The sequence below is a fragment of the Pseudomonas sp. NY11955 genome (assembly GCF_048068035.1).
In the GTDB taxonomy this organism is placed as follows: domain Bacteria; phylum Pseudomonadota; class Gammaproteobacteria; order Pseudomonadales; family Pseudomonadaceae; genus Aquipseudomonas.
Genome location: NZ_JBLUPS010000004.1, coordinates 224,885 through 244,342 on the forward strand (window position 1 = coordinate 224,885; position 19,458 = coordinate 244,342).

The following is a 19,458-nucleotide window of genomic DNA, read 5'->3' on the forward strand; positions in this document are numbered from 1 at the left end:
TTCCTTCCCAAGCGAGGTCGCTTTTGACAATCAGCCAAAGTATCGCCATTGCGATCGCCGAAGCCGGGCTGCCGCACGATCAGTGCATGTCCTGCGAACGGCAAGGCCTGCCGATCCTGCCACTGCGCCGCGCCCTGGTGCCGGATGCGCGCCCAGGTTGCGTCACCACCGTGGCGGGTAGCCTGCATGTCTCGACGAAAATGGGCCTGCGCACCTTGCGCATGGGCTACCTGTACGTGCTGCTGGATCAACAGGTCTGGCATGCCTACGAGGTCAGCGAGCAGGGCCACCTGCGCCGTTTCAACCCCTACGAACCCTCAGACGGCCCACCCGCGTCACTGCCCGAAAAGTGCGCGAATGAAAACCACGACATTCCCTCATCTTTCCTGAACATCGATACCGACCGCTATGGCAGCGCCTGGCTGGCCTTTTCCAGCGACCCCTGGCCGGTGCGGGTGTTGAATGCCTACAAGCGGGGCACGGCGCCTGCGCAGCGTTTTGAAGGGCTGGATTTGATCCAGGCGCGCAACAACCCTGAATTGCTGGGCATCGCCATGACGCCCGACAACCTGCGCATCGACAAGGAGGTGTTCGAGTACGCCCAGCATGGGTCTTCGCCGTTCGACAGTGCACATGGCTTCCACAGCCGCTGGCTGCGCCGGTTCGCCCTGAAGGGGTATCTGGTCAATGCGATGAACCGGCACAAGCTGGAGAACGGCGTGCTGGCGGTGGTGCTCGACGACACCGTTGGCTTGATTCAGGAGTACAACCATCAGCGGTTGAGCTGGGTGGTGAAGCGCCAGGTCTGGCGCGAAGAGCCCATGCGGGCGTATCAACTGCAGACTTCGCAGATTCTGCAGATCATCCGCGCCACGCACCGGGAGTGGGCGGCGCAAAAAGTACCGTCGCTAGAGCCGATGACTGGCGATGGACCACCGGTTTTTGTCGACCCGGCAGTGGAGCGTCAGCGCCTGGTCGAACGTGCACAGTCGGAAAGTGACGAGAGGCTTGAAGAGCGCTACCACGAGCCGCAACGGGCGGCGTTCCAGGCAGAGTACGACCAGCAGGAAGCCGAGTTCCAGCGCTACATCGACAAGGACGCCCGTGCGTATGCCGCACTGTTCGACACGCCCATGTTCAAGGTGGCCGAGCAGTACGATTACGACGGTGATCATCGTGAGTCTGGCGTGGCGTATGCCAAGACCATGGCGTTGTGCCTGGGCGGCGGTGTTACTGAAGCTGTGGTGCCCGGTACGGTGCCTGCGGCCGGCACCAGCGAAACGCTCTGGCTGAAATGGCTGCAGGATCCCGACAGTCCTCCTTACCGCGCATTGCTGGCTGGGCTGCTGCCCAGTTTTACCACTGCCGAAGCCATCAACTGGAATGACAGCGACAAGCTGTACGGCATCCTGAGCAAGATCATCGCCAGCGACGACGCGGGCCTGCGCATGCGCAACACCCTCAAACAGGCCATCGCCGAAACGCAGAGCGCGCTCAACACGGCCAGCCAGCGCTTGGCGCCCAACTTGCGACCTGGCATTCACAACGCGGTGCGGCACCTGAACAGCGCGACGCAGTTCCTCTACAACGGCGTGCACCTGATCGAGCTGGAAGTGAAGATGAAGCTAGGCGAGTACTACGCCTTGCAGAGTGCCCACTTGCGCGAGTTGCAGCACAAGGCCAATGCCTCCATCGCCGAGGCACGGGACCGGATGCATCGCAACATCGATGACTTCGAATTTGGCTCGATGAAGGCGTTCCGCAAGGTGCGGCCGATCATCCAGCACGGGTTGATGAGCCTGGCGGTGCTCGACCCACGGTTCACCAACACCATGATCAGCGTGACGGTGTGGGTCGAAGGCACGGCTGAAGAGGTGCGTGGCCGGTTGCTTGAAGAGGCCAATATGAAGGTGACTCAGGCCAGCAGCGCGGCACAGATAGCCTTGGTGGATATTTCGGTGGCGGCGGGGACGCTGGAGGCGAATGCACGCAAGGTGTTGCAGGGGATGAGGATCACTTCGCAGCAGGCGGCGAAGCTGGTGCGGGCCGGCTTTGGCGGCTTGCGAGGTGTGGCGGGGAGTTGGGAGTTGCTGCTGGCGGTAGGTGGACTCTATCTACAGCATGACAGCCTGACCAGAAATCAGGAAAAAGCGGAAGCGGAGATTGGGCCGAAGGCGCATGAGGCCAAGTTGGCATTACAGGGATCGCTATTGGGGGTATTGGGTGGGCACATTGAGCTGATCGGGCTCTTCATGAGATCCAGTGCCGGCTTCATTAAGACGCCTTGGGCAGCAAGCACTGTAGCCACTGGAAAAACACTGATAAGGTTTGGTGCTTTGCTAAGTGCTGTGGCCGGCGTTTTTGATGGTGCGCAAGCGGTTTCTGCAACCAAACGTACTTCTGCGTCGGGCGACGTTTTAGCTACCAGGCAACATACCGCGGCTGGCTTGTTCTATGGCGCTGGCGCTGGAGTGTTTGCCCTGGCAGTCGCACAGCCTTATCTGATAGGACCATTAGGTACGGCCATTATCTTGACGCTCATTGCATATTCACTAAGCAAACGTGCGGAGAAAAATGAGTCTAGTAGTTTTGAGCGCTGGGCGAGAAGGTGCTGTTTTGGGAAAGCTAATGAAACCCCGCCTATACATTGGAGTGCTCCTGAGTGGGCAGACCTAGCGTTTGCTGAGCTCAATGCTGCCACGCTGGGACTTCACGCAAAACTAAATTTTGAATCAACCTTGGCAAATAATCAAGCTACACCAAAACTAGGAGGATTAATTAACCTGACTATAGAGTGGAAAATAAAATTTCAAATAATTTTCCCTCGATACAATGAGACGCGCTCAGCATACTTCTGGAGCTTGACGGCACACCGCGATGGCGATGGGTCATTTCCTGATTTTGACGGCGGAGAAGTGATTGCGTCGGGCGAGCATAACGCTACGGATTTGAAAGCCCTGGCTCAAGCTGCGAAATTCTCTGGGTATGTGCCCGCACGTTTTCCAGACTACACACCCGATTTTATACTGCAAAAAAGCACCATGCCTATGCAGGCGATAGCAGTATCTCCCAATTTGAAAATAGCGGTGTAATCGAACTTATGCAGGTCATTGGAAGACATAGCATAATAGCAGCAACACTGCGCGTGGTGTACTGGCCTGATCGAGACATACCTAATGCTCTTCTAGAAAATTCCGTTCTAGAGGTGAGCGAATGAAGTGCAAAAGCAAAGTGCTGTGTAGGCGCGCAATAGGCTGGAGCCATGATCTGCCTGAAGTGGATCGGGATCCGGTTCTTAGGTGTGACGCGGGGAGTATAAAGCCCCCTCCCAACCACTTCGATGATGTTTACCTAGAGTTATCAAGATGTACGGTAAGCCTGCGTGGTATAGGCGTGCTGATAGGGGGAATCACCCTGCTGTTTTGCTTTGTAATGGCACTATTTTTATATTGGAGTTTCATTGCGAATGGCTGGCAAGGTGATTGGTTGATGAATACAGCTTTGCTGCTCAGCCCCCCCGTTGTGGCATGGGTTGTGATCCCTTACTTAAAACTGGACGCTGTGCTACCTAGAGATGAGCCGGTTCGCTTCAATCGCTTACGTCGGAAAGTTTATTTTTACCAGTACAGGTTCGACCGCATCTTAATTTTCAGCAGCAAACGCTGGGGCGTCAAACCCGTCACCTACAACTGGGACGACGTAACCGCCGAGGTCTACCGCGTCTATGCCCCTGGTCACGGTGGTCTGATCGAAAACGTCATGCTGTCGGTTCGCAACCCCGAAACCGACGAAGTCATCGACCGTGTGTTCTTCACCCATGACCTCTACCACGGCGAGACCTACTGGGCCATCGCTCGGTTGTTCATGCAACAAGGCGCCGAAGCCCTGCCGAAGTTCGTCCACCCACCCCGTGACTGGAACGATGATGATGGCCTGAGCCATATGCATTGCCTAGCGCCGAAGGTTGCATGGCCAGCGGAAATCGACCTTGAGTCGCGCAGCGCACCGGCTACGGAAGAAGTTTGCCGAAGTACTAGCACAAGGTGCTAACTATTCGGTAAGCATTTTGGCAGCGCCTGGGGCGCTATCCGCCCCAGGCGATCTCGGTTAGTTAAACCGCAACCTGCTCCCCAGCAGCCACCACCCGCCCACGCCAGGCAAACAGCAGCACCATCACCAACCCCAGCACCGCCATCGCTGCGCCCGCCAGGGCAATCGCCGGGTAACCCAGCCCTGCATTGATCACCGCGCCACCCAGTGCCGCGCCAATCGCATTACCCAGGTTGAACGCGCCAATGTTCACCGCCGAGGCCAGGTTGGGCGCATCCTTGGCCGCTTCCATCACCCGCATCTGCAGTGGCGGCACCAGGGCAAAGCTCGCCGCGCCCCAGACCAGGATCGCCAGGGCCGTCGGCAGCGGCCAGTCCAGTACCAGCGGGAACACCAGCAGCACGGCAATCAGCACGGCCAACGACAGGATCAGGGTGCGATCGATCGAGCGGTCCGCCGCCTTGCCGCCCCATACGTTGCCCAAGGTCAGGCCGACCCCGAACAGCACCAGCATGGCCGTCACGAAGGTGGTGGACGCCGCCGCCTCGCTCTGCAGGATCGGCGCAATGTAGGTGAACACCGTGAACATCGCACTGGAACCCACCACGGTCAGCAGCAGCGCCGCCAGCACCGGCCCGCGGCCCAGCACACGGATTTCGGCCATGGCCCCTTCGCCCTTGGGCGACGCCACATTGGGCAACGCGTACCAGAGTGTGGTCATCGCCACCAGGCCAAGCCCGGCAATACCCCAGAACGCCGTGCGCCAACCCAGCATTTCACCAAACCAGGTAGCCAACGGCACCCCGCCAATGGTGGCCAGGGTCAAACCCATGAACATTGCAGCAACAGCCCCAGCACGCTTTTCGGGCGGCACCACACTGGCCGCGACGATCGAGCCGATGCCAAAGAAAGCGCCGTGGTTGAGCGAGGTGACCACACGGGCCACCAGCAGGCTGGTGTAGTCGCTGGCCAGGGCCGACATCAGGTTACCCAGGGTGAAAATGGCCATCAGACCGATCAACAGGTAACGGCGCGGGATCTTCACCGTGGCCAGTGTCATCAGCGGCGCGCCGATCAGCACGCCGATGGCATAGGCACTGACCAACAGCCCGGCAGCAGGAATGGAAACGCCAAGGTCGGTGGCGATACTGGGCAACATGCCCATGGGGGCGAACTCGGTGACACCGATGCCGAAGGCACCGATGGCGAGTGCGACTAGAGGTGGATTGATACGCATGGCAAGCTCCTTATCTATGCCGCAAATGCTACGATCCATTGCCAAAGCACACTAGACTGTATTTTTGCGAACCTCTTTTGCTTGTGAGGCACAAATGGACTTCAGTGGCAGATCAGGAGAGATGGAGATTTTTGCCAGGGTGGCGCACGAGGGCAGCTTGTCCGCTGCCGCCCGTGCCCTGGGCCTGACGCCCTCGGCGGTCAGCCGCATCCTCGCCCGCACCGAACAGCGCCTGGGCACCCGCCTGTTGCTGCGTACCACCCGGGCGCTCACTCTCACACCCGAAGGTGAGGCATACCTGCGCGGTGCACGGCGGGTACTGGCAGACATGCTGGAAATCGAAGAAGCCATCACCGACCAAGGCGTGCCACGCGGGCGCTTGCGGGTCAGCGCAGCGCTGGGCCACGCCCGGCTGACCGTCGTGCCGCTGCTGGCAGCCTTTAGCGCGCGCTACCCGCAGGTGCTGGTCGACCTGGCCCTCAGTGACGAAGTGGCCGATATTCTCGGCGGCCAGGCCGACGTGGCGCTGCGCTTCGGGCAACTGCCGGACAGCTCGTTGAGCGCCCGTGCCATTGGCGAAACCGGTCAGGTGGTAGTCGCCTCGCCTGAATACCTGCAGCGCTGCGGGACCCCGCTTGAACCCGAAGACCTGGCCCGGCACAACTGCCTGCGTTTCAACTTCCGCCGCGCCACGCCCGACTGGCCGTTTCGCCGCGACGGGCAAACCTTCTCATTGAAGGTGGCGGGGAATATCGAATGCAGCAGCGGCGAAGCGTTGGCGCAACTGGCCAGGCTGGGTGCTGGCATAGCGCGAATCGGCACCTTTACCGTGGTCGATGACCTGGCCAGCGGGCGGCTTGTACCGCTGCTGGAGGCGTTCAACCCTGACGACCGCGAACCGATCCATGCCGTATTCGTCGGTGGCCCGGCGATGCCCGCGCGGGTGCGGGTTTTTGTGGACTTTCTGGTAGAGCACCTGCCCTAATACCGCACGCTTAGATCAACCCTGCAAAGGACCGCCCATGCTTTACGTCGTCATGCTCGGCGGCCGCCACCCCGACGCCAAAATTGAAGTCCACGACGTGGTGTTCGCCCAGGCCGACACCTTCGAACAAGCCTACCCACAGCTGCGCCAGGCCTGGTTCGGCAGCCCGCAAGGCTTGCACATCGACTCGTGGTTGGAGGTGCACGGCGTAGACGGCCAGCGCATCGAACTGCGCCCGGACGCACCCACCCGCGGCGCTCTGCGCCTGTATTTCATCAACCTCGGCGGTTACGAACCCAATGTGTTCGGTGAAGCGCACCGCTACCTGCTGGTTGCTGCCCACACCAAGGCCGAAGCCAAGGCCCTGGGCAAGCAGCGCATGCAGGCGCACTGGCTCAAGCCGCATACCGATGCCTTGCTCGATGTCGACGACTGCCTGGCCATCGACCAGGTGGGTGGGCAGTTCGTGCACCTGGTCGAAGGCGCCCATGAGCCGGTGCTGGTACGCAGCGACTACATCCTGATCTGACGCCGATGCCGAGCGGCCAGGTTACGCGGCGGCGGCACTGCGGCGCTGATACTCACGCTCCTGTAGGAGCAGCCTTGTGCTGCGAAGAGGCCGGCACAGCGCATGCATTTGTGTCGCTCATGCCGGCCTCTTCGCAGCGCAAAGCTGCTCCTACAATCCTCATCCGAGCACGTGCAGCCCGAGGGTGAAGACCGCCACGGCCAGGGCTACCAACGAAACCGCATGCCGTTCCAGATACGCTGGCCAACCGGTCGCTGACTGCGCCCCGCACTCGCAGGGACGCTCAGCCAGGCTGGCCAACCGTGACTCCACGCTGTCCACACGATCTGCCTGGGCGCTGGTGGCCAGTGCGAGTTTCTTCAGCGCCGTGGTCACCGTGCTGGACAGGCCTTCCCGAGCCAGATTGCTGGCGGCCAGTTGCTGCTGGTGTTGCTCAAGGCTCTTGCGGATCGCCCCTTCCTTCTGTACCCGGGCCAGGGTACTTGCCACCAGCTTCTTGTTCAGCGCATCGATACTGGCCTGCAGCGCATCGTGCTCGGTGGCCTGCTGAGTCGAAGCGTCTGCCTGAAGGGTATTCTCGATCACCCTGTCCGTATCCTTGCCGGGCGGAGTCAAAGTGCTGTGTTGGTGTGGCTGGTTCATCAATCCCTATCCGGATACTGCGGCAAAGGGAGGGAAGCTATCAAAATGGCATCACCGGTTCCACTGATGAGTCAGAGAATTGAGTGATTAGTCCGCTATGCGATAAAGCTGGCCTGAGCCGCCAAGCAACGCCCGCCAGATGTGTAAAGTAGCCAGACACATCAGAGCGGTGGCACTTATCGGCCGCCCACAGCCCGCCGATTGCAAGCAAAGCCATAGCCATCGTGGCATCGCGCGCGCCGCGTGATATCAAATGGCCTTGTCACTGCATCATCCGCGGGTGAGCAAGTCTCGCTGGACCTGCACCATTCATTTACCTGTACAAGTCTCCAATATCGACATGTATTGATAATAGACATATCGTTTCGCTTACCGGCTGATTGCCACTCCCAAGGAAACGTTACATGGAAGCCATCGGAATCTCCCTGCTGGGTGTCTGCGGTATCACCTTGCTGCTGGTGTGTTTGCAATTCGCCCGCCAAGGCGAGATGTGGAACCTGCTGCAAAGCGATCGCGAACTGGAGCACACCGCCCGTCTGCACAGGCAGGAGAACAGCACGTTGCAGGCAGCCCTGCGCACGGAGCGCGAGCATGTGAGCCAGTTGCAGCATCAAATTCAAGTGCTGCTCGGGCTGGCGCCGGAGGCCTGAGGGCTTTCGTCGCAACGTACGCGTACACTTGCCGTCTGGCCACTTGCAGGAGCAGCTTCATGCCCTACCCCATTGAAGAGAAACTGGTCATCGGCGTTGCCTCGAGTGCACTGTTCGACCTCACCGTTTCGGACGACATCTACAAGACCCAAGGTGTCGAAGCCTACCGCCAGCACCAGGAGCAAAACCTGGACGAGCCCTTTCCCAGGGGTGTGGCGTTCCCGTTCATTCGCCGCTTCCTCAGCATCAATCAGGCCTTCCCCGACCAATTGCCAGTGGAAGTGGTGCTGCTCTCACGTAACTCGCCAGAAACCGGCCTGCGGGTATTTCGCTCGATCAACCACTACCAACTGGACATCACCCGTGCGGCGTTCATGTCGGGCCGCTCGCCCTATGAGTACATCCCAGCGTTCAATGCTTCACTGTTTCTCAGCGCCAACGAAGAGGACGTACAAAAGGCCATCGACGCCAACTACCCGGCCGGACGCGTGCTGCCTACGCGCATCTACGATGATGAAATCGACACTGAGCTGCGGGTGGCCTTCGACTTCGATGGCGTCATTGCCGACGACGAGGCAGAGAGCGTGTACAAGCGCAACGACAACCTGGACGACTTTCAGGAACACGAGCGCGTGCACAAGGGCACCCCGCATTCGCCTGGGCCGTTGGCGGACTTGTACCGCAAGCTTTCGTCGATACGCATGCTCGAAGATCGCAAGCTGGCCAACGACCCGACGTACAAGCGGATTTTGCGCATTGCCATCGTCACGGCGCGCAATGCGCCTTCCCATGAACGGGTGGTGACGACCTTGAAGGATTGGGGCGTGTCGCCAGATGAGTGCTTCTTTCTCGGTGGCATGGAAAAACCCAGGGTGCTGTCGATCCTCAAACCGCATGTGTTCTTTGACGACCAGCGCACGCATTTGCAATCGCCAGCGGGGAATCTGCCGATGGTGCATGTGCCGTTCGGGGTGGCGAACAAGAACGCTACGCTGCAGCTTTCCCACGCACTCAGCCTGCCTGCCGAAACCTTGCAAGCTGAACACCTTCAGCAAGATAGCCAGTAGCCATCAGTTGACCGGCAACGTAGACTGCCTGCGCTGCGCTGCGCAGCCCTCTCAACCGCCACGGAGCCCTAGGCATGGACCGCGACGCCCTCGTTCAACAGGTTCAGTTGAGCATCCTGAAACGCTACGACGTCTTGCTTGATTGCAACGAATTTGACGACAGCACACTGCGCAAGTTGAGCAAACGCTTGCCCAAGGCAAATGGCGAGCACGCTACCTTCGCCCGCTGGTGCGATCATGTGCTGGGAGACTATCGCCCAGCAGTGGCGCGCTACGAGTACGCAGTGGCAGGGCAGACGCGTATCGACACACTGCGCCTGGGCATGCGTGAAGGCCTGTCGAACAGGGAAAGCGCACTGACTGCTGAGGTTGAAGAACTGAAGAAGCAGATCAACGCGCTACAGGCCAAGCAATCGGCTCTACCCCCTCAGGTTCAACCTGCCCTGGACATCGAACAGGTACATTGGGAACACGCCTGGCAGTATTTCTATGCAGGCCGGCGTGACGTGTTGCGCAGCCTGCTGGCTGATGTGCGGGATATCGAAGGGCACATTTTCGACTCTCAAGGCGAGCGCAACCGCAATTATCGCGAAGTGCTCGACGAAGGCATCCGTTACATGCTCGAGGGTCTGCAGCGCCTGGGTTTCATCATCGACGTCACATTGACCACCGCCAGGGAACATGGCTTCAAGCCTCAGTACTTCGATTACCACCGTACGCCTGACCGGGACAATCGATTCGACCCTTTGCTCAGTTTCAAAATAAGGGAGATGCCAACCGATATCCTGGTACCGCTACCCGAAGCGGTCAGCGACAAGTCGCTCTGCCACATCGCGCTGTATCGCGGCAGTGCAGAACGGGCTACTCCCGAAGAAGTCGAACACTTGGGGGCATTTCTGCACAGGATGTTCGCTGCGCTCGCCAAGTCAGCCGACCACGTACCACGCGCGGGGCTGCGCGAGCACCTGCTGCTTGCCCTGATGCTGTCCTGGAGCGCCCCTGGGGTAAGTCTGGACGATATGGACTCCAGCTCGGTGTACAGCCACTCCGACGAGGCGTGGGTAACACAGTATGCGCAGCCAGCCGACCAGCGCGTTGAAATGAGCCCACTGACGGTTTTCAAGCTGCTGGCCAACGCGGTGGCAGCGCATAGCAATAACTGACCGCTCCGTGCAGGGGGCTACTTAGCGTGGGCCGCCGCCCTGATGGCCGCCAAAGCCACCGCCACCGCCGTGGCCACCACCACCATGCCCCCCGCCGCCACCCGGCGGCATGAACATCCAGCAACCCGACAAGGCGGATACCAGCGCCGCCACCAGGGCTGCGCGGAAAAGGTGTTTCGACTTCATAGCAACGCTCCACAAGGCTAGATCCGCTGCCCGCCGTTGGCCGGCTGGGCAGCGGGCGGATTCTAGTGCGGCGGCATGCTGGCCCGGGGAAACTTTGCCTATCTTTACAGTCGGCGCAGGCGCAACCACGACATCCTTGACCCACGCCCTGCCGCCGCCGCATGCTCCAACGCTTCCACCCACGCTCAAGGAACGATTGCATGAAGCTGGAAACACTCGCCATCCATGCGGGCTTCAGCCCCGACCCCACCACCCGGGCGGTGGCCGTACCGATCTACCAGACCACCTCCTTCGCCTTCGACGACACCCAGCATGGCGCCGACCTGTTCGACCTGAAGGTGGCCGGCAACATCTACTCGCGCATCATGAACCCCACCAACGATGTGCTCGAGCAGCGCATGGCCGCCCTCGAAGGCGGGGTGGGCGCGCTGGCGGTGGCCTCGGGCATGGCGGCCATCACCTACGCCATCCAGACCGTCGCCGAGGCCGGCGACAATATCGTCTCGGTGGCCAAGCTGTACGGCGGCACCTACAACCTGCTAGCCCACACCCTGCCGCGCATGGGCATCCATACCCGCTTCGCCGCCCATGACGACATCGCCGCCCTCGAAACGTTGATCGACGCGCGCACCAAGGCGGTGTTCTGCGAGTCCATTGGCAACCCCGCCGGCAATATCGTCGATATCGCCGCGCTGGCCGAGGCCGCCCACCGTCATGGTGTGCCGCTGATCGTCGACAACACCGTGGCCACCCCGGTGCTGTGCCGGCCGTTCGAGCACGGCGCGGACATCGTCGTGCACTCGCTGACCAAGTACATTGGCGGCCACGGCACCAGCATCGGCGGCATCGTCATTGACTCCGGCACGTTCCCCTGGGCCGACAACAAGGAACGCTTCGCCCTGCTCAATACCCCCGACCCGTCCTACCACGGCGTCACCTACACCGAAGCGTTCGGCCCCGCCGCCTTCATCGGCCGCTGCCGCGTGGTGCCATTGCGCAACACGGGCGCCGCGCTGTCGCCGTTCAACGCCTTCCTGATCCTGCAAGGCCTGGAAACCCTGGCCCTGCGCATGGAGCGCCACACCGAGAATGCGCTGAAGGTCGCCCAGTACCTGCAAGCCCACCCACAGGTGGCCTGGGTCAAGTACGCCGGGCTACCCGACCACCCCGAGCATGAACTGGCCCGGCGCTACACCGGCGGCAAGCCGGCGTCGATCCTGTCGTTCGGCATCAAGGGTGGCCAGGCTGCCGGCGCGCGCTTCATCGATGCGTTGCAGTTGGTGGTGCGCCTGGTGAACATCGGCGATGCCAAGTCACTGGCCTGCCACCCCGCCTCCACCACCCACCGCCAGCTCAACGACGAGGAACTGGAAAAGGCCGGCGTGCCACGGGACATGGTGCGCCTGTCGATCGGCATCGAGCACAGCGACGACATCATCGCCGACCTGGCCCAGGCCCTGGAGGCCAGCCGCGCCTGATTCAACCGCGCCCCACCCAATGCCAACGGCGGGCGCACCGTCACCTAGCCTGGATACACCCGCAATGAACCTGCTCTACCTGAAACTGATGGTCACCCCCTTGTTGATGTGGGGCATCTCCCTGGCTGCGCGGCGCTGGGGCGGCCTGCTGGGTGGGCTGTTGTCCGGCCTGCCGATCACCTCGGCGCTGGTGATCACCTTCCTCTGCCTGGAACAGGGCCCGGCCTTCGCCTTGGGGGCGATACCCGGTGCACTGGGCGGCCTGGCAGCGGTACAGGCCACCTATACCTTCTATCTGTTGGCCACTCGCCGTCTCGGCATCGCTGCGGCCATCCTGCTGGCGTTGCTGTGCTATGGCCTGGCCGCCTATGCATTTACCCACTGGGGCAGCCTGTACCTGTCGATTACCGTGGCGCTGGCGCTGATCGCCGTGTTGATCGGCGCCAGCGGCCGCGAGCCCACGCCGGATACCCTGGCCCGCCCCCGGCACCGCTACTGGGAGATCCCCCTGCGCATGGTGTCCGCCACTTGCCTGCTGATGGTCATCACCAGCCTGGCCAGCTGGCTGGGCCCGGCGACCAGCGGCATGCTGGCGCCGATACCGGTCATTGCCTGGCCGCTGGTGGTGTTCGCCCATGTGCAGAGCGGGCGTGCCGGGATGGCGGCGATGGTGCGGGGCAATGCGATCGGCGCAGTGGGCGTGGTTGCGTTTTATCTGGTGCTGGCAGGGCTGCTGGAAACGTGGGGCATGGCCATCACGATCAGCCTGGCCATGCTCTGCGCCGTGCTGCTCACTGTCGGGCTGGCCACTGTATTGCGGCGACGCTGACGGGCCAGGCAGGCCAATCACCCCTGCTCATCGAGCAGAGCCTGAATCACCTGCTCCTGTGCGCCATAATCCCCTTCGCCAAAGTGCACATGGCGCACCTGGCCCTTGCGGTCGACAAAGTAGTGCGCCGGCCAGAACTGGTTGCCCCAGGCATTCCACACCTTGTAATCGTTATCCACCGCCACCGGGTAACCAATCCCCAGCCTGGCCAGCTTGTCCCGCAAGGTGCCAACGTCATGCTCGTAGTCGTACTCCGGTGTGTGCACCCCCACCACTACCAGCCCCTGGTCGGCATAGCGCCGCGCCCAGTCGTTGACATGCGGCAGGCTGCGCTGGCAGTTGATGCAGTCCCAGGTCCAGAAGTCCACCAGCACCACCTTGCCCTTGAGTCCCGGGGCATCCAGTGGCGCCGAGTTCAACCACTGGCTGGCGCCCGACAGCGACGGCATGGCGCCGTAGCTGTCGCGGGCCATCAGGTGCCCGGCCAGGCCCAGCCCCGTCAGCGCCAAGGCAATGCCGCCCACCTTCAACAAGCGGCGATCAATTGTCATGGCAACCGCCGGTGGCGTAGGTGCGGTACTGCACGCTCTGCGGCTGGCCATGGGAGTCGAGGTAGTCCATGCGGGTATTCACCAGCCCACAGGCGTTGCTCTGATCATCCTGCACCGACAGCACTTTCTTCACATCCAGGTGCTCGCCGTAGCGGTACTGCATGGCCCCGCCATCGTGCATCGGGGCAGCGGCGGCCTGGGCGCCGATGGCGCCAAAGCTAAGCACGGCGAACAGGCTGGCGCTGGCGAAAGTCTTGAAGTTCATGGCATCTCTCCTGAGTAACACTTGGGTGTGGGGAGTGTCGCTCCCCGGTCGAGAGCCATTTCACGCCTGCCAGGTATCCCGTATGTGTCGCCCAACGCTGTGATGTGCTTCCTGCTGTATCTCTACCCATGCCAGATACACTGCAATACAAACCCCCGCAGGCAAGCGCGAATGCGCTCGGTACACTGCGCCCATCCCCCCTTTGCACAGGAACGCAGCGCATGGAACACGTCGATCACATCCTGATCGTCGACGACGACCGCGAAATCCGCGAACTGGTCGGCAACTACCTGAAGAAGAACGGCCTGCGCACCAGCATCGTCGCCGACGGTCGGCAGATGCGCGCCTTTCTCGAAGCCAACAGCGTCGACCTGATCGTGCTCGACATCATGATGCCCGGCGACGACGGCCTGTTGCTGTGCCGTGAATTGCGCGCCGGCAAGCACCGCAATACACCCGTACTGATGCTGACCGCCCGCAATGACGAAACCGACCGCATCATCGGCCTGGAAATGGGCGCCGACGACTACCTGACCAAACCGTTCTCGGCCCGCGAACTGCTCGCCCGCATCAACGCCGTGCTGCGCCGCACGCGCATGTTGCCGCCCAACCTGACCATCAGCGAAAGCAGCCGCCTGCTTGCTTTTGGCCAGTGGCGCCTGGACACCACCGCGCGCCACCTGCTCGACAGCGAAGGTACCCTGGTGGCCCTGAGTGGTGCCGAATACCGCCTGCTGCGGGTGTTCCTCGACCACCCACAGCGGGTGCTCAGCCGTGAACAACTGCTTAACCTGACCCAGGGCCGCGAGGCCGACATCTTCGACCGCTCCATCGACTTGCTGGTCAGCCGCCTGCGCCAGCGCCTGGGCGACGATGCCCGCGAACCCAGCTGCATCAAGACCGTGCGCAGCGAGGGCTATGTGTTCTCGCTGCCTGTGCAACTGCTCGAGTCTCCCTCATGAAATGGCCACGTACCCTGGCCTCGCGCCTGGCGCTGATCTTCTTTACCGGCCTGGTGCTGGCTTACGGCCTGTCGTTCGGCCTGCAGGCCTACGAGCGCTATATCAGCAGCCGCTCGATGATGCTCAGCAACCTGGAGCAGGATGTGGCGACATCGGTCGCCATTCTCAATCGCCTGCCCGCAGCGGAGCGTGCCGCCTGGCTACCGCGCCTGGAACGGCGCACCTACCGCTACCGCCTCGACCAGGGCCTGGCAGGCGAAGCGATGACCAGCAGCGATCCACCGATGGCGGCCGAGTCGATCGTCAAGGCCATTGGCAGCGACTATCGCCTGACCTTCCAGGAAATCCCCGGCCCTAATGCACACTTCCAGGCGCACCTGAACCTGGCCGACGGTGCGCCGCTGACCATCGACGTGACCCCGTCACCGGTCCCGGTGGCACGCTGGCTACCCGTGGTATTGCTCATCCAGCTGGCGGTGCTGTTGCTGTGTACCTGGCTGGCAGTGCATCTGGCCATCGGCCCGCTCACCCGCCTCGCCCGGGCGGTGGACAACCTCGACCCAGACCGGCCCGGCGTGCAACTGGATGAAAGCGGCCCACGCGAGGTGCGTTACGCCGCCGTGGCCTTCAACGCCCTGCAAGCACGCATCGCGGCCCACCTCAAGGAGCGCATGCAGTTGCTGGCGGCCATTTCCCACGACCTGCAAACGCCGATCACGCGCATGAAGCTGCGCGTCGAAGTGATGGACGAGGGGGTCGAGAAGGACAAGTTGTGGAGCGACCTGGGCGAAATGGAGCACCTGGTGCGCGAAGGCGTGGCCTATGCCCGCAGCATGGACACCAGTACCGAAGCAGCGTGCCGGGTCAACCTCGATGCCTTCCTCGACAGCCTGGTATTCGACTACCAGGACAGCGGCGCGCAGGTCCAGCGCCACGGCAGCAGCGGCGGCCTGCTGGAAACCCGCCCGCATGCACTGCGCCGGGTGCTGGTGAACCTGGTCGACAACGCGCTCAAGTTCGCCGGCGCAGCCGAGCTGGAAGTGTGCCGCGAGGGCAGCACCACTGTAATCCGCGTGCTCGACAACGGGCCAGGGATACCGGGTGGCGAACTGGACGAAGTGCTCAAGCCGTTCTATCGGGTGGAGGGTTCACGCAATCGCAGCACGGGCGGCACCGGTTTGGGGCTGGCCATTGCCCACCAGCTGATCCAGGCCATGGGTGGGCGGCTAACCCTGAGCAACCGCGCGAGCGGCGGGCTGTGCGCGCAGATCGAACTCAACTGAAAGGCCGGCGCGCACCTACAATCCGATACACAACCCCCGCACCGCCGACACACTGCAGACACCCCGCCGCCACACACTCCCGGTCACACAATCAGACCCCGGAGCCACTTTGATGAAAGCCTTTACCCTGACCACCTTCGACCACGTCGGCAGCTGGAGCGCCGACCTGCCGTTACGGCTGTTCCTGGCTTGGGAGTTTTTTGAGTCCGGCTGGGAGAAGTTCAACGGCAGCAACTGGTTCGCCGACCTGCAGTCCAGCTTCCCGTTCCCCTTCAACTTGCTGCCCGCCGAGCTGAACTGGCAGCTGTCGATGTGGGCGGAGCTGGTGCTGCCGTTGCTGCTGTTGCTGGGCCTGGGCACCCGGCTGGCATCGTTAGGCCTGGTAGTGGTGACCGTGGTAGCGATTGCGGCGGTGCACTGGCCGGCACACTGGTCGAGCCTGGCTGAGCTGGCGCAGGGTTATGCGATTACCGACCAAGGCCATGGCAACTTCAAACTGCCCTTGATCTACCTGGTAGCGTTGTTGCCGCTGCTGCTGAAAGGGGCCGGGCAGTTGAGCCTGGATCATTGGCTCAGGATGCGGTTCAGCAGGTGATATCGCCATACCTGTAGGAGCAGCCTGGCAGGCAGTAGCCTGTGTCAGTCAGCCAGTTTGGCGGTGTCCCCCGCCGCCTCGGCCGCCATCTTCAAACGGTCAGCCTTGCAAATGTACTTGGGCTTGCGCGGTGCCAGTTTGGCATTGGCCTTTTTGGCATGCGCCTCCAATAGCTGCTTGATCTTCTTGCGACGGTTCATAATCCACAGGGCCTATCAGTGCGGTTTTGTCGACGACATCATACCCGTGCAACGTGCACGTTGACGCTATTTTCACAGTCAACCGATTAGCGTCACCCCCTTTCCGGCCCCGGGCACATCCGCTGGCCGCCAAGGTACGACGAGGCATACGTGTCACACACTACATCCGCCGCCGCGCAAAAGCGCGTGGACTGGGCCGGCCTGGGCTGGCTCCTGCTGTTCTTCTGGTACTTCTCCGGCGTAACCCAGGCGTTGCTGCTGTTCAGCGGAACTACCGGCTTCGCCGGTTTTCGCGATGCGTTCTTCCTCAGCAGCCTGTGGCTGGCCCCGGTGTTGCTGCTGCCCCGCTTCACCCGCGCCACCGCGGCCATCATCGGCCTGGTCTTGTGGGCCGCATCGCTGGTAGGCCTGAGCTACTTTGGCATCTATCGTCAGGAGTTCTCGCAAAGCGTCATTTTCGTGATGTTCGAGTCCAACACCGCCGAGGCAGGTGAGTACTTCAGCCAGTACTTCAGCCTGTGGCTGGGCCTGGCGCTGCTGCTGTACACGCTGGTGGCAGTGCTGCTGTGGAAACGCGTGCGCCCGGTCAACCTGCCCCTGCGCAGCCGCCTGCCGGTGGTGGCCCTGCTGCTGGCAGCCAACCTGGTGTACCCGTTCTACAAGCAGATGGTCACCCAGGAACGCAACTTCGCCGATGCCGCGGAAAAGGTGCAGCAACGCATGGAGCCCGCAGTGCCTTGGCAACTGTTGGTCGGCTACCGTCAGTATCGCCAGCAACTAAACAACATGCAGGAACTGCTGGCCCAGAATGCCGCGTTGCCGCCCCTGCAAAACCTGCGTGACAGCAGCGGTACGGCGCCACGCACCCTGGTGCTGGTGCTGGGCGAGTCCACCACCCGCGAGCACATGCACCTGTATGGCTACAACCGCGACACCACGCCCAACCTCGACGCGCTGGCCGCCAGCGACAAGGGCCTGACGGTGTTCCGCGACGTGGTGTCACCACGCCCGTACACCATTGAAGTGATGCAGCAGATCCTCACCTTCGGCGACGAGCAGAATCCGGACCGTTTCCTCACCGACCCGTCGCTGATCAACCTGATGAAACAGGCAGGCTACAAGACCTTCTGGATCACCAACCAGCAGACCATGACCAAGCGCAACACCATGCTCACCACCTTCTCGCAGCAGACCGATGCGCCGGTGTACCTGAACAACCAGCGCAACCAGAACGCCAGCCAGTACGATGATGTGGTACTGGCGCCGTTCGAGAAGGCCCTGCAAGACCCTGCGCCGAACAAGTTCATCATCGTGCACCTGCTGGGCACGCACATGGACTACCGCTTCCGCTACCCCGACGCCTATGCCCATTTCACCGACAACCAGGGTGTGCCCGGCAAGCTGACGGCGGACCAGGTAAAAACCTACAACTTCTACGACAACGCAGTGCGCTACAACGACTATGTGGTGTCGAGCCTGATCAAGCGCTATGCGGCCGGCAACCCCAACGGCTTCCTGGTGTACCTGTCCGACCATGGTGAAGATGTGTACAGCTCCGGTAACCATGACCGCCTGGGCCGCAACGAGGGCGCGCCGACCCGGCCGATGTACACCATTCCGTTCCTGCTGTGGACCTCACCTAGCTGGCAGGCCGAGCACCCACGCGACTTGCAGGCGATGGCCAACCGCCCGTACAGCAGCTCGCACCTGATCCATACCCTGTCCGACCTGGCCGGGTTGAGCTATGACCGCTATGAGCCGACCAAGAGCCTGGTGAACCCGCAATTTGCAGCAGCACCGCGCTGGATCGGTGACCCGTACCGCAAGGATGGTCTGCGCGAGTTCGACCACCTGCCGCTGGACAAGAATGGCCGGGTGCAGGAAACAGCCAGCACCCGCCCATGAATCGTCAGTTGTAGGAGCAGCCTTGTGCTGCGAAGAGGCCGGTACAAGCGCAGCATTTGTGTCGCTTGTACCGGCCTCTTCGCAGCACAAGGCTGCTCCTACACATACCGCGTCGGGCCGTTCGCCGCATAAATTAAATTTAAATTGATTTTAAATTAGACCTGCGCCACGCTCTGTCCCTGTTCACAGCTTGCAGAGCCCCACCATGTCCACAGCCTCCCGAGAACCCCGCAAGGACGGCGCCGCTACCCGCACGCGCATCCTCGAAGCCGCCGGTGAGCTATTCGCGGCACTCGGCTACGCCGAAACCAGCAACAAGGCCGTCGCCGCCAAGGCCGAGGTCGACCTGGCCTCGATCAACTACCACTTCGGCAGCCGCAACGGCCTGTACCTGGCCGTGCTCGACGAAGCACGCCAGCGCTTCCTCGACCTCAGCGACCTGCAACGCATCACCCAAGGCAAGCAACCGCCAGCGGACAAGCTGCGTGTGCTGGTGGAACTGGTGGTGCACAAGGCCACGTCGGCTCGGGACAACTGGCACCTGCGGGTACTGGCCGCGGAAATCCTCGCCCCCAGCCCTCACGGCCAGGCGCACCTGCAGGCTGCGGCGCCCTTGCGGCTGTCGCTGCTCAAGGCGCTGTTCAGCGAAATCAGCCGTATCCCCGCTGGCGACCCCGCCCTGACCCGCTGCATTCTCTGCGTCACGGCGCCTTGGGCCATGTTGCTGATCGGCCCGCGTGGTGGCTCCGGCGCGCTGCACGAAATTCTGCAAATGCCAGCCGAGGCGGTAGCAGCCCAGTTGTACCGCTTTGCCCTGGCCGGCTTGCTGGACGCCGGCCAACAGTATTCCCAGGCCCACGCCACACACCGTTGAGGTAGCT

Annotated in this window: 19 protein-coding genes and 1 pseudogene; 14 read left to right on the forward strand and 6 right to left on the reverse strand. The window is 62.0% G+C overall.

Annotated features, from left to right (window positions below; all coding sequences use genetic code 11):
- The first annotated feature begins 23 nt into the window (after window positions 1-23).
- Together ACNFBR_RS09640 and ACNFBR_RS09645 are read left to right on the forward strand one after the other, a co-directional pair.
- A pseudogene (locus tag ACNFBR_RS09640) lies at window positions 24-3,217 on the forward strand (T6SS effector BTH_I2691 family protein).
- A gap of 272 nt (window positions 3,218-3,489) precedes the next feature.
- Entirely contained in the window at window positions 3,490-4,050 is a 561-nt protein-coding gene (locus ACNFBR_RS09645; protein WP_416734707.1) for a DUF6708 domain-containing protein, read from the forward strand.
- Between the two features lie 61 nt (window positions 4,051-4,111).
- Here the strand turns inward: ACNFBR_RS09645 and ACNFBR_RS09650 are convergent, their stop codons facing one another.
- Window positions 4,112-5,287 carry an MFS transporter gene (locus tag ACNFBR_RS09650; RefSeq protein ID WP_416734708.1) on the reverse strand — a complete coding sequence of 392 codons (1,176 nt, stop codon included), beginning with the start codon at window positions 5,285-5,287 and terminating at the stop codon, window positions 4,112-4,114.
- Window positions 5,288-5,381: 94 nt separating this feature from the next.
- Here ACNFBR_RS09650 and ACNFBR_RS09655 point away from each other — a divergent pair, with 94 nt between their 5' ends.
- Window positions 5,382-6,272, forward strand: coding sequence for a LysR family transcriptional regulator (locus tag ACNFBR_RS09655; RefSeq protein WP_416734709.1), 891 nt, complete (start codon window positions 5,382-5,384; stop codon window positions 6,270-6,272).
- Window positions 6,273-6,309: 37 nt separating this feature from the next.
- Complete coding sequence (locus tag ACNFBR_RS09660) at window positions 6,310-6,801, forward strand: DUF1543 domain-containing protein (RefSeq protein WP_416734710.1); 492 nt, start codon at window positions 6,310-6,312, stop codon at window positions 6,799-6,801.
- Between the two features lie 159 nt (window positions 6,802-6,960).
- On the opposite strand, the gene ACNFBR_RS09665 is transcribed toward ACNFBR_RS09660, so the two are convergent.
- Window positions 6,961-7,443 carry a hypothetical protein gene (locus ACNFBR_RS09665; RefSeq protein WP_416734711.1) on the reverse strand — a complete coding sequence of 161 codons (483 nt, stop codon included), beginning with the start codon at window positions 7,441-7,443 and terminating at the stop codon, window positions 6,961-6,963.
- A gap of 404 nt (window positions 7,444-7,847) precedes the next feature.
- On the opposite strand from ACNFBR_RS09665, the gene ACNFBR_RS09670 reads away from it, so the two are divergent.
- The 3 genes from ACNFBR_RS09670 to ACNFBR_RS09680 all read left to right on the forward strand — a co-directional run bounded on the left by ACNFBR_RS09670 (window position 7,848) and on the right by ACNFBR_RS09680 (window position 10,323).
- Entirely contained in the window at window positions 7,848-8,093 is a 246-nt protein-coding gene (locus ACNFBR_RS09670; RefSeq protein WP_416734712.1) for a hypothetical protein, read from the forward strand.
- A gap of 59 nt (window positions 8,094-8,152) precedes the next feature.
- On the forward strand, window positions 8,153-9,160 hold the full coding sequence (locus tag ACNFBR_RS09675; protein WP_416734713.1) for a 5'-nucleotidase: 1,008 nt from the start codon (window positions 8,153-8,155) through the stop codon (window positions 9,158-9,160).
- Between the two features lie 74 nt (window positions 9,161-9,234).
- Window positions 9,235-10,323: a hypothetical protein gene (locus ACNFBR_RS09680; RefSeq protein WP_416734714.1), complete on the forward strand. Its 1,089-nt coding sequence runs from the start codon at window positions 9,235-9,237 to the stop codon at window positions 10,321-10,323.
- A 21-nt stretch (window positions 10,324-10,344) separates the two neighbouring features.
- Here ACNFBR_RS09680 and ACNFBR_RS09685 read toward each other — a convergent pair whose 3' ends face one another.
- On the reverse strand, window positions 10,345-10,509 hold the full coding sequence (locus ACNFBR_RS09685; RefSeq protein WP_177410275.1) for a hypothetical protein: 165 nt from the start codon (window positions 10,507-10,509) through the stop codon (window positions 10,345-10,347).
- Between the two features lie 200 nt (window positions 10,510-10,709).
- Here ACNFBR_RS09685 and ACNFBR_RS09690 point away from each other — a divergent pair, with 200 nt between their 5' ends.
- Window positions 10,710-11,987 carry a bifunctional O-acetylhomoserine aminocarboxypropyltransferase/cysteine synthase gene (locus ACNFBR_RS09690; RefSeq protein ID WP_416734715.1) on the forward strand — a complete coding sequence of 426 codons (1,278 nt, stop codon included), beginning with the start codon at window positions 10,710-10,712 and terminating at the stop codon, window positions 11,985-11,987.
- Window positions 11,988-12,051: 64 nt separating this feature from the next.
- Window positions 12,052-12,816, forward strand: a complete 765-nt coding sequence (locus ACNFBR_RS09695) for a hypothetical protein (protein WP_416734716.1) — start codon at window positions 12,052-12,054, stop codon at window positions 12,814-12,816.
- A gap of 17 nt (window positions 12,817-12,833) precedes the next feature.
- On the opposite strand, the gene ACNFBR_RS09700 is transcribed toward ACNFBR_RS09695, so the two are convergent.
- Together ACNFBR_RS09700 and ACNFBR_RS09705 are read right to left on the reverse strand one after the other, a co-directional pair.
- Complete coding sequence (locus tag ACNFBR_RS09700; protein WP_416734717.1) at window positions 12,834-13,367, reverse strand: thioredoxin family protein; 534 nt, start codon at window positions 13,365-13,367, stop codon at window positions 12,834-12,836.
- On the reverse strand, window positions 13,357-13,632 hold the full coding sequence (locus tag ACNFBR_RS09705) for a DUF2790 domain-containing protein (protein ID WP_416734718.1): 276 nt from the start codon (window positions 13,630-13,632) through the stop codon (window positions 13,357-13,359). The genes ACNFBR_RS09700 and ACNFBR_RS09705 overlap by 11 nt, the downstream gene beginning before the upstream one ends.
- 221 nt (window positions 13,633-13,853) lie before the next feature.
- Here ACNFBR_RS09705 and ACNFBR_RS09710 point away from each other — a divergent pair, with 221 nt between their 5' ends.
- The 3 genes from ACNFBR_RS09710 to ACNFBR_RS09720 all read left to right on the forward strand — a co-directional run bounded on the left by ACNFBR_RS09710 (window position 13,854) and on the right by ACNFBR_RS09720 (window position 16,472).
- Entirely contained in the window at window positions 13,854-14,594 is a 741-nt protein-coding gene (locus ACNFBR_RS09710; protein ID WP_201207473.1) for a response regulator, read from the forward strand.
- Window positions 14,591-15,877 (forward strand): sensor histidine kinase, encoded by a 1,287-nt coding sequence (locus tag ACNFBR_RS09715; protein ID WP_416734719.1) that lies wholly within the window; start codon window positions 14,591-14,593, stop codon window positions 15,875-15,877. The genes ACNFBR_RS09710 and ACNFBR_RS09715 overlap by 4 nt, the downstream gene beginning before the upstream one ends.
- 112 nt (window positions 15,878-15,989) lie before the next feature.
- Entirely contained in the window at window positions 15,990-16,472 is a 483-nt protein-coding gene (locus ACNFBR_RS09720) for a DoxX family protein (protein WP_416734720.1), read from the forward strand.
- A 44-nt stretch (window positions 16,473-16,516) separates the two neighbouring features.
- Here ACNFBR_RS09720 and ACNFBR_RS09725 read toward each other — a convergent pair whose 3' ends face one another.
- Window positions 16,517-16,672 carry a DUF2986 domain-containing protein gene (locus ACNFBR_RS09725; protein ID WP_416734721.1) on the reverse strand — a complete coding sequence of 52 codons (156 nt, stop codon included), beginning with the start codon at window positions 16,670-16,672 and terminating at the stop codon, window positions 16,517-16,519.
- A gap of 150 nt (window positions 16,673-16,822) precedes the next feature.
- Between ACNFBR_RS09725 and ACNFBR_RS09730 the strand changes: the two genes are divergently transcribed.
- Both ACNFBR_RS09730 and ACNFBR_RS09735 read left to right on the forward strand, forming a co-directional pair.
- Window positions 16,823-18,577: a phosphoethanolamine transferase CptA gene (locus ACNFBR_RS09730; RefSeq protein ID WP_416734722.1), complete on the forward strand. Its 1,755-nt coding sequence runs from the start codon at window positions 16,823-16,825 to the stop codon at window positions 18,575-18,577.
- 205 nt (window positions 18,578-18,782) lie between these two features.
- Complete coding sequence (locus tag ACNFBR_RS09735; RefSeq protein WP_416734723.1) at window positions 18,783-19,451, forward strand: TetR/AcrR family transcriptional regulator; 669 nt, start codon at window positions 18,783-18,785, stop codon at window positions 19,449-19,451.
- Window positions 19,452-19,458 lie beyond the last annotated feature (7 nt).